Source organism: Rhizobium sp. NLR16a (assembly GCF_017948245.1).
Taxonomy (GTDB): domain Bacteria; phylum Pseudomonadota; class Alphaproteobacteria; order Rhizobiales; family Rhizobiaceae; genus Rhizobium.
Map to the genome: position 1 here is coordinate 49705 of NZ_CP072872.1, position 20379 is coordinate 70083.

Genomic DNA, 20379 nt, shown 5'->3' on the forward strand with positions numbered 1-20379 from the left:
GAATGGCAGAAACAAATGAAGCAGTTCTTCGGAGCTATTTTCAAGACGGCGATCGGTGGGAACAGGAAATCGTAAAGAAGGCCAAGCGGTCTCGCACGCTCGCATGGTTCGTCACCACGATTTTCGGCGCGATAACCTTGCTTTCCTTAACCGCGCTGGTGATGCTCGTACCGCTGAAGAGCTTTGAACCCTACATCGTCGAGGTCGACAAGAACACCGGATACATGGAGATCAAAACCGGTCTCACACGCTCGGCGAATCTCACAGATCAACAGGCGGTCACCCAGGCCAACGTCGTGCGCTATATTCGCTCGCGTGAGGGATACGACCCCTTTGCGATTGAGCAGAATTTCGGCATTGCCGCCCTGCTCTCCACGGGCGACGCTGCCCGTGAGCTGCAGGAACTCTATAGCGCGGCAAATCCCAACAATCCTGCACGGGCTTTGGGGAAGAACAAGAGTGTGACCGTCGATATTAAATCCGTCACCTTTTCTAATGCCAGCACGGCCCTAGTGCGGTTTTCGACTACAGAGAAAACGGACACGGATTCTATCACCCGGCATTACATTTCGGTCGTCCGCTATCGCTATACGGACACTCCATCGACCAATGAATGGCGCTTCGAAAACCCGCTGGGCTTCCAGGTCTACAACTACCGTCGCGATCAAGAGACGGTGACGCCTGGAGACGAGAAATGATCAAACGCCTCCTGCTTTCTGCGACCGTCATGGCCGCGACGATGACTCACGTCCACGCTGCGCAGGCGCCACGGCCCGGCTCGCTCGATTCGCGTGTCACCAGCGTCGTCTACCAGCCGAACAATGTGGTGAAAGTTTCTGCCACCTACGGCATCTCCACCATGATCATCTTTGATGAGGACGAAAAATTCGAAACGATATCGCTCGGCGACACAGATAGTTGGCAGGTTGCCCCGTCTGAAAAGGGCAATATCCTGTTCGTCAAGCCGATTGCGAAGAGCGTCGCCACCAACATGAACGTCGTGACCACCAAGAGGATCTATTTCCTCGAGCTCAACGACCATGCTCCGACCGATGGCAAGGAGATCTTCGGAATCCGGTTCGTCTATCCTGAGAAGGATCTGAATGCTTCGCTGCGCAAGGAAGCGGAGTACCGGGCTGCAAACCCGAATATGTCAAATCTCGACAAGGCCAACGTCAATATCGACTATTCGTTTTCAGGCGACCCAGCGCTGAAGCCTACGATGATTTTCGATGACGGGAAAAAAACCTTCTTCAAGTTCGGCAGCCGCGTTCCCGCGATTTTTGCCGTGCAGTCGGACTTCTCCGAGACGCTGCGCAATTTTCGCAAGGAGGGCGAATACATCGTCGTCGACGGTGTGGCGACGCAATATACGCTCCGCGATGGCAACCAGTGGACATGCATCTTCAACCTTCGCAAGCCTGACTTCGGCGCTCCGGATCCGGACATTCTCGGTCCGGCTCATGACACCAAGGCGACGGAACGTAGGAGGAGCGGCAACTAATGAAGCGCAGTCCCGAACTTGAAGCCATGACGACGGCCGACGAAACGGCGGTCAGCAATCGCAATGCTGGACGAAACCAAACTCTCGGTATGGCCGCCCTTCTCCTGGGCGGCGCCGTGGCCGCCTATTTCGTTCTTGCGACCGCGAACGAAAAGCCACGCGATGTTGCTGACAGCGACGAAGAGTTTCAGACCACAACATTCCGGCCGCCGTCCTTTGTTCGCGACGAACAAAAGCGGGAACCGGAGCCCGAACAAGAAGTCATCAAACTGCCGACGCCACCTGAAGCTGTTGAGGAAACCGTCGATACGACTGAGTTCAAGGTTCCAGCGCCGCCAGAGGCCGTTGAAGAGACGCCCGAAGCTGCGCCGGTGGAAGTGTTCCCCGAGCGTTACAAGTCGGGCCTGATCAAGCTCGATCAAAAAGGAAACGGAAGCGGAAACGGAAGCCTGACAGGCGAGAGCGATTCCGGGCTGAGCGTTGCCGGTGAGGACCGCAACAGCAAGTACCTGGCTGCGGCCGCGGGCCTTGCCGATCGGAGCGCCAAGGCCCGGCAGATCGAGCGTATCGACGCGATGATACCGGAGGGAACCTTGATCCCCGGCATCCTCGAGACGGCTATTAACAGCGACCTGCCCGGCCAGATTCGTGCCATTACCTCCCAAGATGTCTATTCCTTCGACGGCCGGCGTATTCTGATCCCGACCGGAACGCGCCTCATTGGCGAATATCAGTCGGAGGTGACGCGCGGACAAAAGCGCATCTTCGTCATCTGGACCAGGCTCATTCGCGATGATGGCGTTTCCGTGCGCCTTAACTCGATCGGCACGGACAGCCTGGGCCGATCTGGCTTGACCGGGCATGTCGACAATAAGTTCCGCGAACGATTTGGAGCGTCGATCATGCTTTCTATCGTCGGCGGCGCTGCCAGCTATCTGACCGGATATGGCAGTCAGGAGGCCTCCAACAACAGCGACGATGCCGCACGAGGCGAAGAGATCGCACGGGAGACGATCGCGCAGACCTTTAGCGACATGGCGAATACGGTACTCAGTGAAAACCTCCGTATTCCTCCCACCATCAGCGTCAGCCAAGGCGAGCGAATCTTTGTCTACGTGCGCCAGGACCTCGATTTCAGTGCCATGTACGACGATCCGGTTACCGAAGCGATGAAGGAGATTCAACGTGAACGTCGCGGCAAGTAACACGATCAAACGCGATCCGCACTACTTCCTCAATCGCGCGCTCGAACCGATCAAACAGTTCCTTGATGACCCAAAGGTGGTCGAAATCGCCGCCAATAAGCCGGGCCACGTCTATGTGGAGCGGTTCGGCGCCGATCATATGGAACACCATTTCATCGACGCCCTGACGACCGATGAAATCCAGAACATCGGCGAGCGTGTTGCGGCGGCGACCAATCAATTCATCAGCCGTGCCAAGCCGATTCTGAGCGCGGCGCTTCCGACTGGCGAACGTATTCAGATCGTCCTACCGCCGGCGGCCCCTGACGGTGGCTCGATCTCGATCCGCAAGCAGGTCGTGAACAACTTCACGCTCGAGGAGTATCGCGACAACGGTTCGCTCGACAAAGTATCTGTGGCCGTCGGCGGCCTCAGCGACATCGACCGGGAATTGATCGGACACCTGCGCGCAGGCCGGATTTACGATTTCATCCACACCGCTATCACCAAACGAGTCTCTATCCTCATCAGTGGCGGCACCTCATCCGGCAAGACGACCTTCCTTAACGCCTGCCTGAAAAGTGTGGATCCTCATGAGCGGATCATCACGCTCGAGGACACACGCGAGCTATTCCCGCCGCAGGCGAACACGGTTCACCTGATCGCGTCGAAGGGTCATCAGGGCACTGCAGACGTGACCATTCAAAACTTGCTCGAGTCGTCGTTGCGCATGCGTCCCGACCGTTTGTTCGTCGGCGAGATTCGTGGCGCGGAGGCATTCTCCTTCCTGCGCGCGATCAACACCGGCCATCCGGGCAGCATGTCCACCGTTCACGCCGATACGCCGATGGGCGCCTATGAACAGCTCGCAATGATGATGCAGCAAGCCGGCATGTCAGCGGGTTTTTCCAAGCAGGATCTCATGTCGTATATCCAGATGGTGATCCCGATCGTCATCCAGCTCCGCCGTGACGGCGGCAAGCGCGGCGTCTCCGAAATCTTCTTCGCCCGGGATGAACCATGACCAAGGAGCTCCAGGCGTTCTATCTGCTCTTTTGCGTCGGGATAGCGTTCGTTGTCTGGATGCTTGGCTACGGCCTGGGTCTTCAGCTCTTCTACAAGGATGGACGGGTTCTCGAAACGACGATCACGAGCAACCCCTTTGTTCCAATTCAGCAGTTCTGGATTTATCGCTCGAGCCCTGCTCTGCAGAAGGTCGCGCTTGGTTCGATGGTTCCGGCACTGATCGTCGCCGGCCTGGTCGCATACATCGGCCTGAAGCCGACGAGCAACCCCTTGGGCGACGCGGCGTTTCAGGACATCGCCTCGCTTAGGCGCGGCAAATGGTTCCGCAAACACGGCCATATTTTCGGCCGCGTAGGGCGCAACATTCTCCGCACGAAGGACGATCGGCATCATTTGATCATTGGTCCGACGCGCTCCGGTAAGGGCGCGGGCTATGTCATCCCCAATGCGCTCATGCACGAAGGCTCGATGATCGTCACTGACCTCAAAGGCGAGGTTTTCAAGGCAACCGCGGGCTATCGCCGACAGAACGGCAGCCAGGTCTTCCTGTTCGCGCCGGGCTCGGAAAAGACCAATCGCTATAATCCGCTCGATTTCGTTCGGACGGAGCGGGGCAACCGCACCACTGACATCCAAAACATCGCTGGCATTTTGGTGCCCGAAAACACGGCATCGGAAAACTCCGTTTGGCAAGCGACGGCGCAACAAGTCCTTGCCGGCGTGATCAGCTACATCACCGAAAGCCCCTTCTATCGTGATCGCCGCAACCTCGGCGAGGTCAATTCCTTCTTCAACAGCGGCGTCGATGTGCAGGCGCTGATGAAGTACATCAAGGAAAAAGAACCCTACCTGTCCAAGTTCACACTTGAGAGCTTCAATTCCTATATCGCTTTATCCGAACGCGCGGCCGCTTCCGCGCTTATGGATATCCAGAAGGCCATGCGGCCTTTTAAAAATGAGCGGATCGTCGCGGCAACCAATGTCACCGACATGGATCTGCGGGCGATGAAGCGTCGGCCGATGTCGATCTATCTGGCGCCGAACATCACGGACATAACCCTGCTTCGCCCTCTCCTCACCCTGTTCGTACAGCAGGTAATGGATATCCTCACTCTGGAGCACGATCCCAATTCTCTTCCAGTCTATTTCCTCCTCGACGAATTCCGGCAGTTGAAGCGGATGGACGAAATCATGACGAAGCTGCCCTATGTGGCAGGCTATAACATCAAGCTCGCCTTCATCATCCAGGACCTGAAAAATCTCGATGAGATCTACGGCGAAACCTCCCGGCATTCGCTGCTCGGTAATTGCGGCTATCAACTCGTCCTTGGTGCCAACGACCAGGCCACTGCCGAGTATGCGTCGCGGGCCCTCGGAAAGCGCACGATCCGCTACCAGTCGGAATCCCGCACGATCGAGCTGATGGGTCTGCCACGCCGCACCAAGGTAGAGCAGATTCGCGAACGTGATCTGATGATGCCGCAGGAGGTCCGGCAAATGCCGGAGAACAAGATGATCCTGCTCATCGAAGGGCAAAGACCGATCTTCGGGGAGAAGCTTCGGTTCTTTAAAACGAACCCGTTCAAATCGGCTGAAGAATTTTCGCAGGCCAATATCCCGCAGGTGCCGGAGGTCGAATATCTGCCCCCGAAAGCCATTCCCGCAACCACTCCGGAGTATGCCAAGGGCGGAGTTCCTTCCATCGCAACAACCTCGGCGGCGCCCACAATAGAAGAGAGGCCGGCCGCGGCCGCGATGATTACGTCTGCTCCGGCAAACCAGGACGCGACCGTAGCTGAGGAGGAAACGACTACTACCGCCAGACGAACCGTCAACAAAAAGGCGCTGCAGCCGAAGCCGAAGCCGAAGCCGGCGACTGCGAAGGCCGATGCGGTAGCATCCGCAAGCCTTGCCGCCATGGAAGCTCGGATAAAGGCGATTGAGGAAGGCCTGACTCCAAAGGCTGCGCAGCTCAAAGCAACTGTCGAAGCGAAAGCCGAAAAGCTCGGCGATAAACCAGCCGCGCGCCGCAATTTCATGGACATCTTCAACACGACGGTTCCTGATCCCGTCGAGGTTGGGGTGGCAGCCGTATAGCGATCAGGAACTAAAACCGAATGACAGCGGGCTTCTGTAGGGTGAACAAATGGGGAAATGGGGTTGCAAAGAAGACTCTGGAACTCTTTGCATTTGCGGGCGAACACAGCGAAGGCGTTGCATGCGTACCGGCAGGCCGAGGCGCGCTTTCATGAGCTTCAGCAACAGAAGGATGCGCTGGACGCCGAGGAGCGGGTCATTCTGCATATATGGACGGAGAAGCTGTCGAGGGCTTCACTCAGGCCGGGCGATCACGAAGGATTCCAATCCGCATACCTGTCGCTTGGTCAGCGACGCGCTGAGCTGTTCGAGTCTTGGCAGATGGCAAACGCGAACCTGGCATCGGCCTATGAACAGGCGCGACGTGTGTTGCGGGAGTTTGGGTTCACGTCTCCGCTTGACGACTGATGTACTACATTGCGCATTCACAGATGAAGTCGTAACGCAGAGCCGACCATAGTTTACCTTCTCACTGCGCTGTGCATTCCATTGGCTGCGCAAACAATTTGAGGCCATGATGCTCCATAAACCGCAGACCAAAACTCCGAATGCTATCGATATTCATGTCGGCAGCCGCATCCGCTTGCAACGAACGCTAATGGGATTCAAACGACCCTGGCAGCAGGGCTCGGGATCACTTTCCAGGAGGTACAGAAATATGAGAAGGGCACAAATCGGGTCGGCTCTAGCCGGCTCCAAGCCATCGCAAACATTCTCGGCGTCCCGGTTGCATGGTTTTTCGAGGAGGGGCATGGGGGCTCTTCCAGTCCGCTAGAGCCGGAGCCGGGAGCCGGCAGGGAAATCACGCAGTTCCTGAATTCCGTCGAGGGGCTGGCTCTCAATCGCGCCTTTGTGAAGATTGAGGACGAAAAGATCCGGCGGAAGCTCGTCAACCTGGTGAAAGCGCTGGCAAAAGAGGCTTCGGAGTAAGACCCCGCTGATACGAAGTCAGCATGTTTTATGCCGGCCTCTTAAAATGAGCCCCGCCATTAGAAGGGCCAGAAGCTTCCTAGATAGGTCGCTGTCTCGTTCACCCAATCCATCGAGTCACGATACCAAGCCATCACCGTTTCCGATGCCACCTGGACGCAGCCGAGAAAAAATACAAATACGATAACAACGGCGAAGAACTTGCCAAACCCCTCGTCGCCTTTCGGGTCATTGCTCTGGATGACGTATTGTTGCCGGTTATCCTTCAACATATCCCTTAACGGTCCCGATCGTCGTGGTCGCGTTCCCTCTGTTCCATTTGTTCCCGCTCAAGCTCCTCAAGGCGAGGAACGTGCTGTTGGGCGGGGTCAGTCCGTGTGGTATCTCCGCTGCGGTGATCAGCTTCACTCTCTTTATTTAGACGATTAGTAGCGTCCACCGTCGAAGCTAGTTCGTGGGCTTTCCGAGCATCGTCCTCACGGTCGGGCTCAGCTTCGGGGTCAAACTCCCTCTGCATCTCAGCTAAGTAGGCGGCTTCATCAATCGGCGCCGGCTCGACGGCCTTGAAGCTGGTATCGACGACAACGCCATGTACTTTCAATTGCTCCAATTGAGGAGCAACACTTTCGACATGGCCCTCATGCTCTCGCCTATCCCTTTCGATCTCGGGCTCATATTCGAGCCCGCTCATGCGAGCCGAATCCGCGTCCTCATCATCGTAACCATAGTCAACCTCGGTCCGCGAGAGATCAAGAACCTCATCCGGGCCGAGCCTATCGAGCTGAGCACTCATGTGCGACAGGAATTGACGTTCGGCACTGGCCTCGCTTCGCGTCGCGTAGCTATCTTCTGAGATGAAATTCGGCGAATCCTGGCTGTTCAAACGCTCGTCAAGTCGATCGATCCGCTCGACTATCACGCCCTGCACTCCCTTTATGACCTCTTCGCGGTCATCGTTGCGCGACGGAACATTGTTTTCCGCCTGATCGATCAACCGTTGTAGATCGGGATCCTCCTTGGCAATCTCTCGAACGTAGCTGTTCCCAGCGATAGCCAATTCCGCGGCACGCTGCATCGCCTGATCAAGCCCGGCCTGCATTGCCTCCTTACCGTCGGCTGAAAACTCCCCTGCTTCGATCCGATCGAGCCCCTCGCGGTAGTGGTCGACGTCAATCATGGCATCATTACCGGCCTCGACGACAGCCTCGCCGTGTTTGGCGACTGCTGATCCCCACGCGTCATTGATAGGATCACGTGAGGAATTGCGAGCAGCTTCGGCGTATTGCTTGAGAACGCCGTCCTCAATCTCAAAACTCCGTTCGCTTATATATGCCTTGCTAAAGCCCTCTGCTTTGAGCCGGCCGATCTCAGCCTCAACGGCGCGCGCAAACTCCTCCTCGGGCATTTGCGATTGCTCCATTCCGTCCATCCTTCCGTCGGGCGAAATGACTTCTGTCAGCTCTTCACGGCTCTGCGTAGCCTGCATTTCGTTGCGCTTTTCATATAGCTCTACCAGCTCACGTTTCTGGTTGACGAAGTCACGGGCCAAGCCCGCTACCTCATCAAAGTCGGCTCGGTCATCTGCGGCCACGGTGCGCTCCAGCTTGAACAACGCCGTTTCCACCTTCTTCTCATAAGCCTCGAACTCTGCTCGTGACGTTTCGCGCAACTCTTGACCCTCCAAAACCATTTCCTGCAACGTAACCAAATTGGCGCGGAAATTCGATCCGAAATCTGCGTGAATGATATTGGCGCCGGCGTCCTTCGTTGCCTCCGAAAGCCCAGCTTCTAAGTATTCTCGGTGCTGTGTAGCATAGACAATGGTCTGACGATCACCGCTCGCAAGGGCGACCTTCTGCCACGATTCCTGCGCCTTTATGATGTATTGTCGGCTCCTGTCGCTTTTCGCGACCGCGCGCCGGCCGCTGCGCTTGGCGTCATACCGCGCCTGCGCTGGCTCGCTCGTCCCGACATGCTCCGTGCGACCGTTGCGGCTCACCGGCCGAACCTGCGTCCGCGTGAAGGCGGGCGGAGTGGCAAACTCTCGCCGATCGGTCATTTCCATTTCTATGCCATGTTCCCGCGCCTTCTCGGCCATGACCGATCGCCATTCGCGAAACACGGCCGGAGTCGTCTCTATGCGATCGCCGGCATCCGATCTCATGGCGATGATCGCATGCGCATGAACGTGCGGTCGCTTGCCCCCCTCCCCAGCCTCTTTCGGATCGCTGGCAGGATCGTGCATGGCGAAGACATAACGATGGCCCGCAAACTGGTGCGCTAGAAAATCGCGCACGGCACCCTCGAAAGTCGCTGCATCCGTTCCGGCCCGTGCCGACATGATGACGTGCATCACGTCGCGGCTCCTTCGGCTGTGCAGATCACCGCGCCATTCCCTTTGTACCAGATCCCCTGCAGCCTTCTCGCCAGATACTGACCGGCCCCGATCGTCGCGAACATCCTGATACTGGTCGACCAGGTCGCGCAAACGGATGGCGCCGAACTCGACACCGTTCCCATACCCATGAAACGAGAACATCGCGCCGGCCTCGCTGGCGAACGCACTGGCATCATACCGCCCCTGGATGATATCGGCCGCTTTAGCGTCTCCTGTCAGCCGCTCCCCCTGCCCGCTTCGGAGCACCACCAGCCCTTGAACCGAGACTGAACCGTCCTGATGCTTCTCGACCGCATAGGCATAGCGGCGATCGCCAAAGCCACTTGATAAGGTGCTCCGTACCAACTCGTGCAAAGCGTCGTCGGACGTAAGCCTAGAGCCCGTTATCTCGACGCTGAAACTCCCGATGTCGCGGCTTTCGGCACGGTTCTGGAAAAGGTGATCCCAATCACCGCGCACCCTGGCCAATTCCTCGCGGCCCTCAAGGATCCTGCCGTTTTCGTCCTCAACCTTCAGTTCTCCGGATCGGGACACGTAGTTCAACATTGCCCCTACTCGCGCACCGCCCCCATAAGACGCCATTTTGACGACGGCCGGCTGGCTTCCCTTGGCGACGGCAGCAAGCCGCGTCTCCATCGGCCGGCTTGATGGTGTCGCCGTCGCTTGGTCTCGAGGAGCCCACTGGCTCCTCGATCCGGCGCGCTCTCCACGAGAAGCGCCGCCAGAACCTCCTCCACCGCCTGCGCCGAGCTGAGCCAGCTGCTTCAGGCGCTTCCGCATTTCTTCCTCGGCCGCGGCACCACGTCCACCAGACGTCATCTCATGCACCAGCGCTGCGCGCCGCTGCTCCCATTCGCTGGTGAATGCGCCGAAGAAGATTTCCAACGGCTACTTCTCCCCTCGACGCTGATAACCAGCCCGTCGCGACATAGAGCGAAGCTCGCTCATCACCGCCGCCTGAATGCGTTGCACGTTTTCGAGGTTGATATTCAGCTCGCTTGGATGGACGCCCCGGCCACTGTTGAGCGCCCTTGCAACCTGGTTGAGGTTGATTCCAATCATCCGCATGTCTTCGAGCAAAGCCGCCATCACTAGGCGGTCATCCCCCGTCAGGATCGGCCGGACGCCTGCCCCCTCCAATAGCAGCGACCGGAAAAAGCTGGATACCGTCATGCCGGCATCCTCGGCCGCCTTCTCGATCCCCGCATGTTCGTCAACCGTGACACGCACATGCACAGTGCGATCCTTCTTGGCCGGCTCAAGGAGAGCGTTGAATTTCCCGTCATCCATTTGGCCGTTGGCCCCCTACTGGCGCTTGCGTCAGGTGATCGAGGGCTCGTCCCTCGATTGTAGGAAAACGGCGTAGCACATTTTTCCGTATCCTGCCAGCCTCACTACGGGGAAAATCAACGAGACAGCACTACGAGTTTGACTCGTTTCGCTCGCCATTTTGATTTTTAGAACCGGGACTTCGCCCGGGTTGTTTTTCGTAGGAACGCTCACCAGGGTTCACCTCCGAAATCCGCTCCTGAAGGCCTTTGTCCGACCCTCGTACTCAGCCGCAAGGGACGCTTCGCTCTTCGCACCTTGCCGCTTCCGTGCGAGCGTCAGAGCCGGCCTTACGCGGCTCCGGGGTTCACTGATCTGCCGGCGCTTCAGGCGCATCTTGCGGCCACCATATCGTGTGAATATTCCACACGAGTTAGCAACACTGACTCTCCACACGATGTAGTCACATGAAACTATCGACACATCACGTGGATGATTATTCACATGATGCAGGCTTGGTCTAATGGCAGAGATCGTCTACACCGTATGGTAGCAGCATGTTGCGACACCGTGTGAGCGATTGCTCACATCATGTGTGCGCTCACGACATGGGACAGCCGCACGAACACCCAGCTAGCCGCCGAGATACTCATCGGCTAAAAAAGGAGATGCCACATATGCCTCTATGCATTTCGGCCGTGAGCGGCAAAGGGGGAGCAGGGAAGACAACGGCGGCAATCTTGATTGCCGGGGAATATGCGCTTCAGGGAAAGCGTGTCCTTCTCATTGATGCAGACGGCCGCCAAAATCTGCAGGAATGGTGGAAGCGCTGTGAAGCAAAGGACAACCTGCCTGATAACATCGAGCTCATAACGGCTGCCCGTCAAACTACCGTCCAGCAGGTCCTGGAAAACGAGGCGAACAAATTCGATGTCGTTTTGATGGACACGCCCGGTCAAGACACCGTCCTGAGGGACACCATTATCGCCGGGTCCCATGTTGTGCTGACGCCAATTCAGCCAAACCAAGATGAGATCAAGGCGGCGGGCCAGGCCGCGACCGACACGGCCAATATCTCCGACAAAATTGGGCGGGTGATCCCGCACGCCAACTTTGTCACCAGGATCACGTTGCCAGCCAAAATGCTGGAAGCGTATCGGCTGATCAGGCCCTTTGTGCAGAATTTAAAGGAAGGTGGTTATGACTCCTACCTGCTCGATACTGAACTCATGGAGCGAAATTGCTACCGCGAGATTCGAAACGGTTACGGCACTCTGCAGATGCTGGAACTCACGAATCCCGTAAAAAAAGCGCGAGCGGAAGTGATGAGCCTAGTTCAGAACATTGAAGGACTGCTCTTGGGACAGAAAGAGGTAGCGGCCAATGGCTAAGGGGCAAACAACGGTATCTGATTTTGCAGTCGCGCCGCGGCGTAGCCGTCCGATAAACCAGTCGACTGCGGAGGACACTGCTACATTGGCTCCCAGCGTGCCGACAGAAGATGCGAGGATTGAAAATCAGCCTCTGTCGCATAGTGTTGACCCACCTGCGAGCCATCTCATTGCGCCGACTGAAGAGGCCCGACGCGAGCGGGCAGTGAGCAAAGCATTGCAGCGTGAGGATTCTAGAGTTCGCTTGCGTGACCTGAAGAGGGCACGCGATCGCGAATCCAAGCACTACGTCAACTGCCCGTTGGATTACGAGACGAAGAAACGGTTGGAGAAAGCCGCTATCGAGAACGACGTGAAGATGACCGTCATCATGAAGGCCGCAATTGATCAGTTCCTCAAAGACAACGGATATTGATCGATGATTGGCCGTCGCCTCGCCTCAGCCGTCCGACTGCCGCCATGAGAGTGATCTCAGAAACCATTTTGCCTGAAGTAAATGGCGCCATGCGACATCCGGTTTAACCCACCTGCCGTCTGACGGAACTGTTAGCGCGGACAAGCGACATGAGCATTGGGCCAATCGCAAATTCTCCGGCTTCGGTGCGCCGTGTCAGATCACGCAGGTATCCACCCGCCGAGTTGATGTGGCCGCCGCGCTCGAGGATGCAGGCCATCACGGTCGCTGCGTTCTCCGGTCCCATTGCCGAGCAGGCATCCTGATAGGCCGAGGGGCTGACGCCGAGCATCGATCGGACAACAACGGCGGCCGACATCAGCTCTCGCCAGTTGCCCACATGTCCACCTGGGCCGTAGTCGGAGATTTGAGGGCAAGCCTGCAGGACCAATCCGAGCGGGAACGATTTCAGTTCACCATCCTCACCTAGCGGTCGCTTGCACCTTCCGGCTCGCAACTCCCCTCCCCTTGCCCCCTCAGGGGTAGCCGATATTACTTGGTCATCCAGCGGCACGCTCTGCTGCCCGATGCGAGCCGCCAACTTTGCCCCCTGCTTCGTTTCGGAAGCTGGTTCAAGATCAGAAATGGATTCGGGGTTTGAATTCTGTATGTGGCGCTCAATTTGAGACTCTTTGGCGTCTATTTTTTTCACATTCGTGAGCGTTTCCAACTGATTGACGATCTCTTCACGAAGCAGCGACATATCATCGAGTACCGAAGTCAGATGCTCAATCCCGGGAGCCCGAGGAAGGCGTGCTACGATCTCACGAAATATGCAGGTAATCTTCTCCCAATCACCTGCAGCGCCCTCATCGAGGGCGGCGGAAATGAGCTTGGCGACGTCGCGGCGGCAAATTGTCAGGCGCTCCCGTGTGATCCTCATCAGCTCGCGATCAGCAACCGCCTGGGCTGCCAAGGCCTCTATCTCGGCCGCCCGCGCAAGCAAGGGGGCCAACGAGAAGCCGAAAGCCTCTGAGACCGCCCCTGCCCTGTCTCGGCGTGCGTAACGTTTCCCGTTGGCGCTGTCCTTTCGAACGATCAACCCGGCTTCTACCAGGCCAGCCAGGTGCCGTCTTAGCGTGGCTGCAGTCATGCCTTTGGCGCGGATCGAGAGCTGTGCGTTCGACGGGAACACGATCAGCCCGCGATCCTCTGACAGCTCATTGTCCGGATAGAACGTCAGCAAAGCGTCGAGGACGTTCAAGGCGCGATCCGTAACGCCAAGCGCTGGCCGTGCTTCGCAAATCGCCCTGAACAGTTTCCACTTGTTCCGGGTCGTTCCGGGTTCGATAGTCTCCGCAATCTGTTGGCTTGCCAACATGCCAAGCGTCATCGCCCGCCGCCCAAACGGCGTCGTCACACTTCCACTCTCCATCTTCCTTCACCTTTTTAGAAGGCAAAAGAAATCAGCTCGCCAAAATGACGCTCAAGGACTCTTGACTGCGATTCGTGGAAATGCGATTCTCGATCTTGCTACAGATATGAGGAAGGCTTCCACGACTTGGTCGTTTGGGGGCCTTTTTCTTTTGCGGGTCTACCTTTCATCAGTCTTGGTTGATGACAAAAACTCTTGGTGCAATCGCTCCAAATTGTCCGCGATAAAGCGGCCGAACTTGCCAGCCTCATCGGACTTGAGGGCGATTGAATAGCTCTTGCCGGTCCCTTTGAACTCTGCTCTCACCGACGCATCCGTTGCCCGCCATTCGCCCTTATCGGCTGGCTCCCTTGGCAACTGTTCGGCCTTCTTAATCTCCGCCACGAGGAGTTCAAAACGGGCGTCCGATTCGAGAGTGCTGAACTTCTCTTCATCGACAAATTTGCCGACTAGCGCCTTCGTCGATGGCTTCTCGATCCGTTGAGCGAAATCAATCCAACGATCCCGGCCGATGGATTTAGCGGGGCCGATCTTCAAGGCCACCGCTTCCGGAACCCGGCTGGATACCGATAGCATGCGTGTCAGCATCGGAGCGTCGGTTGCAAGAGCGGACTGAATCGTGGATTTGTCGTAGCCGAGATCGAGCAAGCGCTGAGCAAACAAGGCTCTCTCGATGAACGACAGGTTCTGCCGAGCTGAGTTCTCCTGGCCCTGGGCAATAACGTGATCGGCGTCTGAGATTTCCTTGACGACTGCACGAACTTTCCGGCCGAGGTCTTTTGCTGCCCTGGCGCGACGGTGACCAAAAACGATCTGGTATCGGCCGTCATGCGAAGGGTGAGGGCGCACCAGTATGGGCGAATCCTGTCCGCGATCTCGCATGGCTTCAACAAGCTCTATATAGGCAGCATCGTCGTCAGCCATGCGATCCGAAACGAACGAGCTGTCGAGGTCCGCCGTATCCAGTTCGACAACAAGCTCGCCCGCAAGATTCTGGTCCACGCGGGCGGCTTTCTCAGCCAGCTCGTTCAATGAGCTAATCATCGACCGGGAGGCACCCCGCGCCGCGTATTCAGGCTTCGCCTTTCGCTCCTGAACCTCGCTCTGAGGCGAGGTGATATTTGCAAAAACATCCCTTCGAGCCATCACGGATTCCTACGTTTGTTGATTTCATTGAAGAAAATTGCCGTTTGTACGGCTGACAATTTCTTCCTATCCATCTCGACGCCCCCAGGCCTTGTGCAGCAACCCAATCACTTCGGCGTTCACTGCGTCCATTGATTCCCGGGCGCGGTCATAGGTAGAAGGCGTGAATTGAGAGCGTTCGACTTCGTAAAGGGTTTGCTTGGTCAGCCCGGCGTCTGAGATCGCCGTAGACTTGACCATCTGATGCCTCATCATCTGGGCGGCGAACATGCTTTGCATAAACCCGACCATCTGCTGTTGCGGAATGTCCGTCGGCTCGTAGCGGGTTACCAGGTAGCGAAACCAGTCGAGCGAGACGTTCACGCCGACTGCTTCGACGCTTTTCAAAATATTGCCGAGCATCAGGAGGAACTGCGACATAGACATGATGTCGAGCATTTGCGGGTGAACCGTGATCAGCACGGACGTAGCCGCCGTCAAGGCCGTCAGCGTCAGGTAGCCGAGCTGGGGAGGGCAATCGATCACGACGACATCGTAGCGATCATCGACCTCGGCGAGTGCGTCACCGATTCTCGTGTAGAAGAGCTTGCCCGCGCTCGAATCCTTTCGCTGCATGGCGATAGGCGTCTCGTACTCGTATTCCTGGAGTTCGAGATTTGCAGGAACGATGTCCAAAGTCGGAAAATTCGTCGGCTGGATTACCTCCGTGATCGACCGGCGCTCGTCGTCGTAGCGCAGTGCCTCATAGAGAGACGCCTTCTCATCGAGCTCCGGCTGGATGCCATAGAGCGCCGTCAATGAAGCCTGCGGATCGAGATCGACGGCAAGGACGCGGTAACCACGCAATGCCAGATACTGAGCCAGGTGCGCAGACGTGGTGGTCTTCCCGCTGCCCCCCTTAAAATTCACTACCGCTATTACCTGTAGCCGTTCATGTTCCTTGCGGTGAGGCACTCGATCGAGCAGGGTCCGGAGCTCATTTATCTGGTCGGCGGTATAGTATCGCCGCCCCGTCGAGGTCGTGGTCGGCTCAACACCCTTGCCCTTTAGGTGAAGCTTCTTAAGATAGCTTTGGGAGACACCGACGAAATCGGCAACCTCGGCCAAGGAAAACTGGCGCAAAGATTTCTGTGCGTTCGGCGGGAACTTCTCCCGCCGCAGCATGTCAAGCTTCGACGAGATGTCGCCACCTTGTTCAAGGATTGTATCGGCAAAACCCGGCACTTTCTCGGAAGTGGCCATTTTCACGTTCATTTCGGAATCCGCTCTTAGTCACGATAATTTTGTAAAATGGCATCAATTATCGTGACAATGCCCCGATTCCCTATTTGTCGCAAGGAAAATAGGATTAACAAAAGGTTAATGAGTTTTGGTTGCGGCAATGCACGATGGTTCTACAGTCGGAGGAAAGAAGTCCCACTGAAGTTCCACCGGTGATATTCACCTGCTAAAAAGCTCCAATTGTGCCGTAGCTCCATGCCTATGCACCTTCCCAGACACGTCTTACAACGCGCCGCTGCATAGCTGCAGCACGCCAACTGCGGCCTTTGCCACACGGAAAATGGAAAAGTCATCGATGATCGGTCGCGGTTTTTTGCTCGGCGTAGCTTTCGGCTGCGTGCTCGGTGTCTATATTGCGCCTCACCTCGGCCGCCCGGCCGCCCGGAAAGGAGACATTTCTGAAACCATTTTGCCTCAACTGAAGATCGTGCAGGCCGAAGCCGAAAAGGCTACATGGCCGACCGACGATGAAGCCAAAGCCCAGCTGTTCGACTTATCCAAATGGGACTTAAAAAAGCATGGCATTGGTTCAAAGGTGAGCGTTAACCGCTGTATCCGAATTTCGCAGGGCGAGATGGCTTGCGCGCTGATGGCACGGCTCGACTGGATCGAAGGCGAAACGCAAATTGAAGCGGTTTTTCAAGCGAAGTCAGATGGTTGGAAGATGGTAGCCGTGAAAAATCGCTAATTGCCTTTTTGCGTTTTGCGGACAATGTTAGGAAACCACATCCAGGCATGCCTTGAAGCATTTCGATTCACTGCCTCTGGGAACTCGCATTTTAATAATTCCCCCAAATAGGTAGGAAAAACCGCTGTGATTCAGGAGGAGGGGGGTGTGCCAAATTGCTTCAATTTGGTGCATAGTGGCCGCTGAGGGCGGTATTTCATACAATAAAGGTAAGGATCGTGATTGATCTAAGCAGCTACAAAAGCGCACGGGGTTTAATTGAAACAAACGATCCGGAATTAGAGAGGCCGGTCTATCGGAAGTCCGGCTTCGACGGCATCCAAACCGCAAAAGAAATGGACGAACGGATCTCGAATTTTCTCAAGGACATTCGTGAATCCAAAAATCTCTCCCGAGCGGAATTGGCTCATTTGCTCGGTCTTTCCGTGTCCGTTTATGGGCGGTATGAGCGCGCGGAATCGCGCATGACCGTTCCCCGCCTGATTCATCTCTGTGAGCTCATGGGCTTCATGCCCATAGACATGATCTTTGAAGCTGCGCCGCACCTTTGGGGTAAGACGCCGGAAGAGGCGGAAGAGCGTCGAACGTTGACGATGCTAATTGAACGACTGCCACCGGACACCACGCGCGATCTGATCCGCCTCTTGAAGCGCATGACGCCTGGGGAGCAAGCGGCAGAGGTTTTGTAAACTGAGCGAAGGCCGCTAGGCGACCTTGCTCTGCTGCAGCGATTGCAGACCGGTGAGGAAATCAGCGGCCGCTTGGGCCTTCGCGGCTGCTGTGACGATCGCCCTCTTGTCGTTCTTCAGCACCTTGAGCCAGCTCTCAAGGTAAGTTGCTGTAATGTCGCGAGGATCGTGCGCGACACCAAGATCAGCGCACAGGAACGAAGCGGAAAGCTCGGCAACGAGCTCCTCGAGCGCGTAGCTCTCACTGCCGAATCGGCCACTCAGGTCACGGTCTAGGCGAGTCTTTGCGCCTGACCAGTGTGAAATTTCGTGCAGCAAGGTCGAGTAAAGGTGAACTTCGCTCGCGAACCGTGCCCGGTCCGGCATGAGGATATCGTCGACTGCGGGACGGAAGCAAGCCATTGTTCCGCCGTATGTGACCGCGGCGCCGGTTTTGCGGACGAATGTTTCGACGGTTTCCAGAAGCGGTATCGTCGTTGCCTGCATCTCCTCAGCTGGGCGGTAGAACCGCTCCGGCAGATTCTCGATCTGCTCGACGTTAAAAACCGTGTAGCCTTTGAGATAGGGGATTGAGCGCTCGTCATCATCTTCGCGCGCCTTCGGGGTGAAAGTGCCGTATTTGACGACGAGGGCTCCTTTCTCGTTCTTTCGGACTTGGCCGCCGAGATCCTGAGCTTGGCGATATGTGATCCAGGTGCTTTCCTCGTAGCCGGCAAGCTCGCTTGCGAGCCACAGCATCAGGACGTTGATTCCGCGATAGGCTTCGCCGGTTGCGCGGCGCGGAATGAGGGAGCCGCGGCTGTTTCCGCGCCAGGGACGGATCCACGGTTTGGTGCCGGCTTCAAGCTGCTCAATGATGGCGTCTGTGATGCGCTGGTAGGTGTCCTTGATGTTCTGCACTGCCGTCTCCTTCCGTTGGTTGACGGCAAAAAACGGAGATAGCCGAAGCGAGCCCATGCACCCAAAGGGCCGCAACGAAGTGGAGGACTGCGTCAGCGGTTGCGTGGGGGAGGGGCTATCGTAGCTTGTCCGTCAATCATCCGACGGAAAGGGAGGGCGCAGAACTGGACGCCTCCCGAATAGATAGCATCTTGCAGCTTGAACCCGGAGTTCGTCACCGGCCGCGGTCGCCGTCATCGCGCTCAGGGCTTCGCTGTGCCGCCATTTGCGCCTCGATCGCCTTGAGCTCCGGGTTATTGTCCTGCTGCAGCTGCCTGGCGGGTTGCTGCTGCGATTGCGGCTCCTGGGCCGGTTCCGCACGCTCCAGCCGGGAAAAGTCCGAACGAGCAGTGATGGTGATCTCTTCGCCCTCATTCGGCAGGCGCTCGGGCAAGTCTGCGCGATCCGCAGCAACAATACCCTGATCGGTTACGAAGGTGACTATGCGATTGTCGTGTCCGAGAACCTGGCCGCTGATTTCCTCGCCGGCGCGGGCGGTGCGTATATTGTGCTCGAAAGGTTTCTCACCAAGCTCTTTAAGGTCGGCAAAGGCCGCGCGCAAGGCTTCCCGTCGGTTCGGATTGATAGCATCCTCGAGCACATGTTTCATTGCTGGACTCGACGGATCGTTGGTGGTCTCAATCGACGCCTCGATCATGCGTGGCTTGCTGATGACGGTGAAATCGATCTCGTGCCCGTATCGGCGGCCGAGCTCCGAAACGAAGGCCTCTTGCGTGCGCCCGTTTCCCTCTCGGAACGGATGCACATAGTTTAGCTCGGAGAGAACCTTCGCGGCTCTGTCGGCGAATTCCTCTGGAGCTGCATTGCGAAGGGCTTGCGGATCTCGAATCGGCTTCAGGGCCTCATCCAGGCCCATTTCTATTCGCGAACCGGGCAGGAACGAGGTGCCGCCTTTGGACAGGCCTCCAATCGGCTCCACGCGCTGGCCGTCAACGATCGGAGTTTCGTTGCGTGTGTGGCCGGCCCACTCGTAGACGTCCTGAAAAATGTAGCCGTGAATTGCCTTCAGGTGCTGCTTGTCGAAATTTCCGGACGGGCCATCACCTTCGGCGATTTCCGCCATACGGAAAGCCGCCGCACGGTACTCTTCGGTGCGCAGCTCCGAGTGCGACTGGATACCGAACTTGTTGCGCAGCACATCCCTCCGATCCGGATCATCGGAGGTGTTGGGATAGGTATAGGCGCCTTTGGACTGCTCGTCTGCCATGGCCAAGGTCAACGAAAAGCCGCCTGCAGTAAGCAGGCGGCTTTTCGCCTTTAGAGGGTTGAAAGGAGTTTATTGTGCAGGAGCGCGCACGACGCGTAAACGGTACTCCTCGCGCGTGATCTCGCCAGCGACGTAGGCGGCGGTAGCATCTTCGAGGACAGGATCGTAGGTGTAACCCTGCCGGATGTTGGCAGCTCGCGCCTGATCGGTGGCTTTCTTTCGCCTTGCCACGGCTTCCGGGGAACGATCCGGACGGCGGGAATGAACGTTCATCGTCAAATCTCCAGTTACCGGCCACCCTATCAGGAAAAATGCTGGAAATCCAGCACTTTGCGGGGTTTTCCGGCCTTTCGATGGTGAGCGCCCGGCTGGTCGCCGGGCGCTTTGCGCGGGTCAATCGCGGGGTTCCCATTCGATGATCGCCTGCAGCGTGGGATCGTCCTGGCCTGGGAACCGGCCCAAATTGGCGTTAAAGCCGAGGCGCCGGATCGAAAGGGTGTAGTAGGACTTACCGTCCTGGTTCTTCTTCTTCCAGATGCCGCCGACCTCGATGTCATGGCCGCGCGGTGACTTGGCGTAAACGCGGTGCGTCGGGGCCTTTTCATTGTCGGACGTGAACGGGACAGCCTTGATGTCCAGGTCGCGGTCGATCGTGGAGATGAGGCCTGCGCCTTTTGCGGTGTCGAGGTTGTCGGCGTCGAACTGGATGTAGTTGGTGGTGGTCATGTCAGTCACTCCTCTTTGGTGGTTGCGATGATCGTTCCAAGGGCACGGCAGAAA

General features: G+C 57.1%; 20 protein-coding genes and 1 pseudogene. 11 read left to right on the forward strand and 10 right to left on the reverse strand.

Translation table 11 applies throughout. The features are described 5' to 3' along the window. Positions 1–2 precede the first annotated feature (2 nt). From J7U39_RS31530 to J7U39_RS31560, 7 genes and pseudogenes are all read left to right on the forward strand, one after another. On the forward strand, positions 3–698 hold the full coding sequence (locus tag J7U39_RS31530) for a type IV secretion system protein (RefSeq protein WP_173514132.1): 696 nt from the start codon (positions 3–5) through the stop codon (positions 696–698). Then, the gene (virB9, locus tag J7U39_RS31535; protein ID WP_173514131.1) at positions 695–1504 is read left to right on the forward strand and encodes a P-type conjugative transfer protein VirB9; all 810 of its coding nucleotides are present in this window, start codon (positions 695–697) and stop codon (positions 1502–1504) included. The genes J7U39_RS31530 and virB9 overlap by 4 nt, the downstream gene beginning before the upstream one ends. Then, positions 1504–2709, forward strand: coding sequence for a type IV secretion system protein VirB10 (virB10, locus tag J7U39_RS31540; RefSeq protein ID WP_210633819.1), 1206 nt, complete (start codon positions 1504–1506; stop codon positions 2707–2709). The genes virB9 and virB10 overlap by 1 nt, the downstream gene beginning before the upstream one ends. Further along, the gene (gene virB11 / locus J7U39_RS31545) at positions 2690–3712 is read left to right on the forward strand and encodes a P-type DNA transfer ATPase VirB11 (protein ID WP_210633820.1); all 1023 of its coding nucleotides are present in this window, start codon (positions 2690–2692) and stop codon (positions 3710–3712) included. The genes virB10 and virB11 overlap by 20 nt, the downstream gene beginning before the upstream one ends. Further along, complete coding sequence (locus J7U39_RS31550; RefSeq protein WP_210633821.1) at positions 3709–5811, forward strand: type IV secretory system conjugative DNA transfer family protein; 2103 nt, start codon at positions 3709–3711, stop codon at positions 5809–5811. The genes virB11 and J7U39_RS31550 overlap by 4 nt, the downstream gene beginning before the upstream one ends. Positions 5812–5874: 63 nt before the next feature. Beyond that, the gene (locus J7U39_RS31555; RefSeq protein WP_210633822.1) at positions 5875–6219 is read left to right on the forward strand and encodes a hypothetical protein; all 345 of its coding nucleotides are present in this window, start codon (positions 5875–5877) and stop codon (positions 6217–6219) included. Positions 6220–6325: 106 nt separating this feature from the next. After that, positions 6326–6741: pseudogene (locus J7U39_RS31560) on the forward strand (helix-turn-helix transcriptional regulator). A 59-nt stretch (positions 6742–6800) separates the two neighbouring features. On the opposite strand, the gene J7U39_RS31565 reads toward J7U39_RS31560, so the two are convergent. Genes J7U39_RS31565 through mobC form a run of 3 tightly spaced genes read right to left on the reverse strand, consistent with a single transcriptional unit; the run spans position 6801 to position 10429 of the window. Beyond that, on the reverse strand, positions 6801–7013 hold the full coding sequence (locus tag J7U39_RS31565) for a hypothetical protein (protein ID WP_097596258.1): 213 nt from the start codon (positions 7011–7013) through the stop codon (positions 6801–6803). Positions 7014–7018: 5 nt separating this feature from the next. Further along, positions 7019–10024: a conjugal transfer protein TraA gene (locus tag J7U39_RS31570; protein WP_210633823.1), complete on the reverse strand. Its 3006-nt coding sequence runs from the start codon at positions 10022–10024 to the stop codon at positions 7019–7021. A 3-nt stretch (positions 10025–10027) separates the two neighbouring features. After that, positions 10028–10429, reverse strand: a complete 402-nt coding sequence (gene mobC, locus J7U39_RS31575; protein WP_173514126.1) for a plasmid mobilization relaxosome protein MobC — start codon at positions 10427–10429, stop codon at positions 10028–10030. 656 nt (positions 10430–11085) lie between these two features. On the opposite strand from mobC, the gene J7U39_RS31580 reads away from it, so the two are divergent. Together J7U39_RS31580 and J7U39_RS32150 are read left to right on the forward strand one after the other, a co-directional pair. Then, positions 11086–11799: a ParA family protein gene (locus tag J7U39_RS31580; protein ID WP_210633824.1), complete on the forward strand. Its 714-nt coding sequence runs from the start codon at positions 11086–11088 to the stop codon at positions 11797–11799. After that, positions 11792–12214, forward strand: coding sequence for a hypothetical protein (locus tag J7U39_RS32150; protein ID WP_247241828.1), 423 nt, complete (start codon positions 11792–11794; stop codon positions 12212–12214). Before J7U39_RS31580 ends, J7U39_RS32150 begins: the two co-directional genes overlap by 8 nt. Positions 12215–12317: 103 nt before the next feature. On the opposite strand, the gene repC is transcribed toward J7U39_RS32150, so the two are convergent. The 3 genes from repC to repA form a co-directional block, all read right to left on the reverse strand. Further along, entirely contained in the window at positions 12318–13628 is a 1311-nt protein-coding gene (repC, locus tag J7U39_RS31590) for a plasmid replication protein RepC (RefSeq protein WP_210633825.1), read from the reverse strand. A 159-nt stretch (positions 13629–13787) separates the two neighbouring features. Beyond that, a complete protein-coding gene (gene repB, locus J7U39_RS31595; protein WP_097596253.1) occupies positions 13788–14774 on the reverse strand; it encodes a plasmid partitioning protein RepB in 987 nt (328 codons plus the stop codon). A 66-nt stretch (positions 14775–14840) separates the two neighbouring features. Continuing rightward, a complete protein-coding gene (repA, locus tag J7U39_RS31600) occupies positions 14841–16028 on the reverse strand; it encodes a plasmid partitioning protein RepA (RefSeq protein ID WP_210633826.1) in 1188 nt (395 codons plus the stop codon). 322 nt (positions 16029–16350) lie between these two features. Between repA and J7U39_RS31605 the strand changes: the two genes are divergently transcribed. Then, positions 16351–16743, forward strand: coding sequence for a hypothetical protein (locus J7U39_RS31605; RefSeq protein WP_173514166.1), 393 nt, complete (start codon positions 16351–16353; stop codon positions 16741–16743). Positions 16744–16961: 218 nt separating this feature from the next. Continuing rightward, a complete protein-coding gene (locus J7U39_RS31610) occupies positions 16962–17432 on the forward strand; it encodes a helix-turn-helix transcriptional regulator (protein WP_210633827.1) in 471 nt (156 codons plus the stop codon). Between the two features lie 15 nt (positions 17433–17447). Here J7U39_RS31610 and J7U39_RS31615 read toward each other — a convergent pair whose 3' ends face one another. From J7U39_RS31615 to J7U39_RS31630, 4 genes are all read right to left on the reverse strand, one after another. Next, a complete protein-coding gene (locus tag J7U39_RS31615; protein WP_210633828.1) occupies positions 17448–18332 on the reverse strand; it encodes a zincin-like metallopeptidase domain-containing protein in 885 nt (294 codons plus the stop codon). A 214-nt stretch (positions 18333–18546) separates the two neighbouring features. Continuing rightward, a complete protein-coding gene (locus J7U39_RS31620; RefSeq protein WP_210633853.1) occupies positions 18547–19599 on the reverse strand; it encodes a Fic family protein in 1053 nt (350 codons plus the stop codon). Between the two features lie 69 nt (positions 19600–19668). Then, positions 19669–19872, reverse strand: a complete 204-nt coding sequence (locus tag J7U39_RS31625) for an antitoxin VbhA family protein (RefSeq protein ID WP_173514164.1) — start codon at positions 19870–19872, stop codon at positions 19669–19671. Between the two features lie 120 nt (positions 19873–19992). After that, a complete protein-coding gene (locus tag J7U39_RS31630) occupies positions 19993–20325 on the reverse strand; it encodes a DUF736 family protein (protein ID WP_210633829.1) in 333 nt (110 codons plus the stop codon). Positions 20326–20379 lie beyond the last annotated feature (54 nt).